We start from the raw sequence: 4,122 nt of genomic DNA, 5'->3' as shown, positions 1-4,122 counted from the left end.
TAATTATGGAGATACCTTTGCCCGCAAGCTTGAGCCTGGAATGCTCAACCTCAAAATTGAGCTCATGCAGGAACTCCAGGAAGCCCTCCACATCGAAGAATCGCGTGAGGGGCACAAGCTTGTCTCCCTGCTTGAAAGCGTAGGTTGCCATGCCGCACGCGAAGTGCGTGGACAGGCGGTACTTGGGCCTAGCGAAAATCGCCTCCATGAAGTCGGTTAGGCGGGTGGTACTCGGCACAGGGAAGAAGTCCTCCCTCGCTATAGCGCCTGAGGTCTGCTCCTCTATCGCCTTTATAACTCCTGGTATTGTTATGCGCCGCCTCTCGCGCTCCTTACGGGGCATTCTCCCCACAAGGGACACCGGCTGGAAGTTGACACCGCGCACCACGTCGAGGTTAGCGAAGGCGAAGCGAAGTATATCACCCAGCTCGTGGTCGTTAACCCCGCGAATGACCGTTGGAACGAGCATCATATTCATGCCGGCGATTCGCGCATTGCGTATAACCCCGGGCACCTCATAGTAGTTTTTGGGGTTTGTGCTGCGCGACACCCCGTCAAAGCTCATGTACAGTATTATGTGCCCGTGCCTGCTTCCCACCTCCTTTATCCTCCTCATAAGCTCCAGGTTGCGCGATAGCTCTATGCCGTTGGTGTTGAGCAGGATGTGCTGGAAGCCGGCTTCACGGCAGGCAGAGACTATCTCCACGATGTCCTCCCGCAGGGTCGGCTCCCCACCCGTAAGCTGCACCGCCTCTGTGCCCACGGGACGTTCATTTCTGAGCACGCGTAGCATGAATCTAATCCTCTCCAGCGAGGGCTCATATATCCTGTCGCCATCCTTTGCATAGAAGAAGCAGTACCAGCAGGCGAGATTGCAGCGGTTTGTGACGACGATGTTCGCCAGCCCTGTATGGGACTCATGCTCTTCACACAGACCGCACTTCAGCGGACACCCAGCCAGGTGTTCCTCTACATGGGGGTTGAGAAGTTTTAAACCACCGTCAGCGAACCGGCTTGCGAAGTGGTACATCGCAGCATCTTCCCAGTAAATCTCCCTGGTGATGCCGTGGGTGGTGCAGTGCTTTGCTATCCACACCTTACCCTCCTTCTCATAAACCACCGCGTCAATAACCATTTCAGAGAATTTCTTCTCTGAGGCACACTCGGGGCAGAGCGATGATGTATAGCGCAGAATCCTTGCATCTTCCCCTGCGAGACTTGAGAGAAAGCCAGTATTCACATATTGGCCAAAACCGAAATTAAACAGTCCACTCTGGCTTTCCATTGTCCATCCTCCCGGGTTAAAAAAATTGGTTAAAGTATCTTTATTTCTCCTGATATTTAAGTTTTCGCTTTTTCCTTGAAACCTAGGCCACCCCTCAAATAACCCGCAGTAAAATTGCCCTCCTCACATTTTTGGTGGTTTTGACATTGCATATCGTAATCGTCCCGGAAAGCCTGGAGGGGCCCTTTATTTTTCCAGAAGCTCGATTATCATATCCTCAAATTTATCCTCCGGTATATACCCCACTGCGCCACCTGCAAACTCTCCCTTTGAGTCGAAAAGTACAAATGTGGGCGTTCCCCTTACTCCGTACTTCTTCACCAGGGCTTTCTCCCTGTCATAGTTCAGATTTATTATGTTTACCCTGTCTCCGTATTTGGTCTTCATCTTCTCGACTGTTGGGTCCATGCGGAGGCAAAGGCCGCACCAGGTGGCAGAGAACTCGACGATGGTGGGCTTCCCGCTCTTTAGTGCCTTTTCATAATCTTCGCGGGTGTCAAAATGTATCCCTGAGGCATTGCTCCTTTCAGTGATGCAGGCTGAAAATAGAAGGGCAATCACAAGTACAGCCGATACCTTCAGCACATCACCACACTCCTTTTCAGGAGTAATCAACACCGTATAATAAAACATTTGCCCAATCGGTTCGGGAGAGTGCAGGTGATTGTTTCAGGGATGTATAATTGACGCCTTGCGATAATTTAAGCATATTTAAGATAATTTATAATTTAAACCGGAAAAATTTATATAGGTGTTAAATAGAATCTTATATGAAGCCTTACAGGCTTCGGAAAGGAGGTGAACATGTGGCAAAGCCTAAGACTCTGGCAGTACTTTTAGGTTTAGTTTTGTTTTTCGGAGTACTCAGCGCAGGATGTGCACAGAAACCGGCAGAGAAGCCTGTGGAAAAGGTGGAGAAGCCTGCAGTGGAAAAGCCAGCGGTGCCTACCTACAAGATGAGGGTATATACCAATGGGCACGGTGGACATCTTTCAGTAACTGACCTGGAGATAAACCCGCGAACAAAGGAGGTGCGCGTGGTTGCCGGGCCCGCAAGGCTCAAGGCTCAGGGTTATGGCAGCGACAAGGCCTCCCACGCAGTTTCCATAAGCAAGGACGGGAAAATGCTCTACTGGGCGCCTCTTGACGGCACCATAGCTGAGATTGACCTTGAGGCGGTGGGGCTGACCTTTGACAAGACACCCTTTGGCAAACTCAAACGCTTTGGAAGCTACGTGGCCAAGAATGTGGAATGGAAGGAACTCGGGGGCAGTGAAGACAACCTGCACTGCGGCTCAAGCTTCAGTCCTGACGGCAGGCTCCTATACGTTTCGAGCATAGCAAGCGGTGCTGTGCTGGTATACGACACCCAGAAGCACACAAAGGTGGACAAGATACCTGTGGATGTCTTCCTTTGCACCGCCGAGGTAACCAGAGACGGCAAGTACCTCTATGCCGCGAACATGGCGAGTGGTGTGCTAGACAAGGTCAACCTCAAGACCGGTGAGGTTGAAAAGAGGATTGACCTCACAGAGATGAACGGCTACTTCATACACATAGGCGAGATTGAGCCCAGAGGCCGCTACCTGTGGCAGACGGCTGCCAACGAATTCAAAGGGGGCAAGCCCTACAACTTCCCAATTCCAGGCGCCCCGGGCATTGGCGAGGGATACATAATAATCTACGATACCGTCAAGGATGAGCCTGTCGAGGCTATCAAGGTTCCCGGCAATCCGCACGATGTGACCTTTACCAAAGATGCGAGATTTGCCATCTCTGCAATCCGCCATCCGCCAAGCGACCCGACGAGCAGCGCAATAATGGTGCTGGACGCCATTGAGAAGAAGCTTCTCAAAATAAAGGATGTGCAGACAGGCAAGGAGGTTGATACCTACGACGTCTGCAACTCCTGCCATGCCGAGATAGGCGCAGACCTGAGCAAGTTCATCGACCCCGAGACACGGGTGCTGGTGAACCTCGGCTTGCTGGATGAACCAGAGACTGGTATTGCACTGCACTGCGGCATAGACCTCGCCTGGCCACAGGAGGCCGCTCTAGGATACTGAAGGTCTCAGACCTTCCCCTTTTTTATTTTTTTGAGTTATTCATGGTGGGGTTATGAGGAAATTACTTTTTTTGCTTCTCATTGTGTTGCCTTCTTATGTCTTTGCAGAACCAACCCTTGTGGTTGACCTCCAGGAGGAGGGAAAGGCGGAGATAACCTATGAGATAAAAGACGTGGAAGACATTGAGAATCTCACGCGAATACTGCAGAATCCCATGCTCCAGGCAATAGTAGGCGAGCGCATGGCTTCGCTCTTCTGCTGGGCTATAGAGGATTTCCTCATAGTACCTCAGAAGGACAGGGTCACAATACTTGTGGATTGCGGCGAATTTGCAAAAAAGCAGGGCGAAACCCGGGAAACTGAGGCAAGGAACCTGACAAATATTAAGCCGATAACCATAACAGTAAACCTTCCCGCAGAGAGCAAACTAATCGCGGCCGAGCCTGAGCCAAGCGAAGTCAGGGAAGGCTCACTGGTGTGGAGGAATGTGACCTTCCTGCCAAAGGTGATATACAAAGAAGAAGGATTTTCCCTGAGGTATGCAGCGGCGGTGGCGATTGCAGGTATTGGCGTGCTTTTAATATTAATGAAGCGGTGGAAGTAGCAATTTTATGCGGGGCTCATAATTTCAGCGTTTCCTCCTCTTATCATTTTATCTATATCCAGGAGTATCATCAACTTTTCCTTAATTTTTCCCACTCCCTTCACGAACTCCCTCTCACCTCCCACTGGTGGTGGTGAAATTTCCTTTTCTGCCAGGTGCAGCACTCC

General features: G+C 50.9%; 5 protein-coding genes. 2 read left to right on the top strand and 3 right to left on the bottom strand.

Annotation, left to right across the window (positions count from 1 at the left end; genetic code table 11):
* Both tes and ACXJJW_RS07570 read right to left on the bottom strand, forming a co-directional pair.
* The coding region (gene tes / locus ACXJJW_RS07575; protein ID WP_456475132.1) for a tetraether lipid synthase Tes at window positions 1–1,285 on the bottom strand (1,285 nt) is incomplete at its 3' end.
* 186 nt (window positions 1,286–1,471) lie between these two features.
* The gene (locus tag ACXJJW_RS07570) at window positions 1,472–1,900 is read right to left on the bottom strand and encodes a thioredoxin domain-containing protein (protein WP_456475131.1); all 429 of its coding nucleotides are present in this window, start codon (window positions 1,898–1,900) and stop codon (window positions 1,472–1,474) included.
* Between the two features lie 191 nt (window positions 1,901–2,091).
* Here ACXJJW_RS07570 and ACXJJW_RS07565 point away from each other — a divergent pair, with 191 nt between their 5' ends.
* Together ACXJJW_RS07565 and ACXJJW_RS07560 are read left to right on the top strand one after the other, a co-directional pair.
* On the top strand, window positions 2,092–3,351 hold the full coding sequence (locus ACXJJW_RS07565) for a hypothetical protein (protein ID WP_456475130.1): 1,260 nt from the start codon (window positions 2,092–2,094) through the stop codon (window positions 3,349–3,351).
* A gap of 52 nt (window positions 3,352–3,403) precedes the next feature.
* Entirely contained in the window at window positions 3,404–3,955 is a 552-nt protein-coding gene (locus ACXJJW_RS07560) for a hypothetical protein (protein ID WP_456475129.1), read from the top strand.
* A gap of 5 nt (window positions 3,956–3,960) precedes the next feature.
* On the opposite strand, the gene ACXJJW_RS07555 is transcribed toward ACXJJW_RS07560, so the two are convergent.
* Window positions 3,961–4,119, bottom strand: a complete 159-nt coding sequence (locus ACXJJW_RS07555; RefSeq protein WP_456475133.1) for a CheW domain-containing protein — start codon at window positions 4,117–4,119, stop codon at window positions 3,961–3,963.
* Between the last annotated feature and the right edge of the window lie 3 nt (window positions 4,120–4,122).

Source organism: Candidatus Pyrohabitans sp. (genome assembly GCF_054014795.1).
Note: the sequence above shows the minus strand (reverse complement) of the source record. Positions and strands in the feature narration are given on the sequence as shown.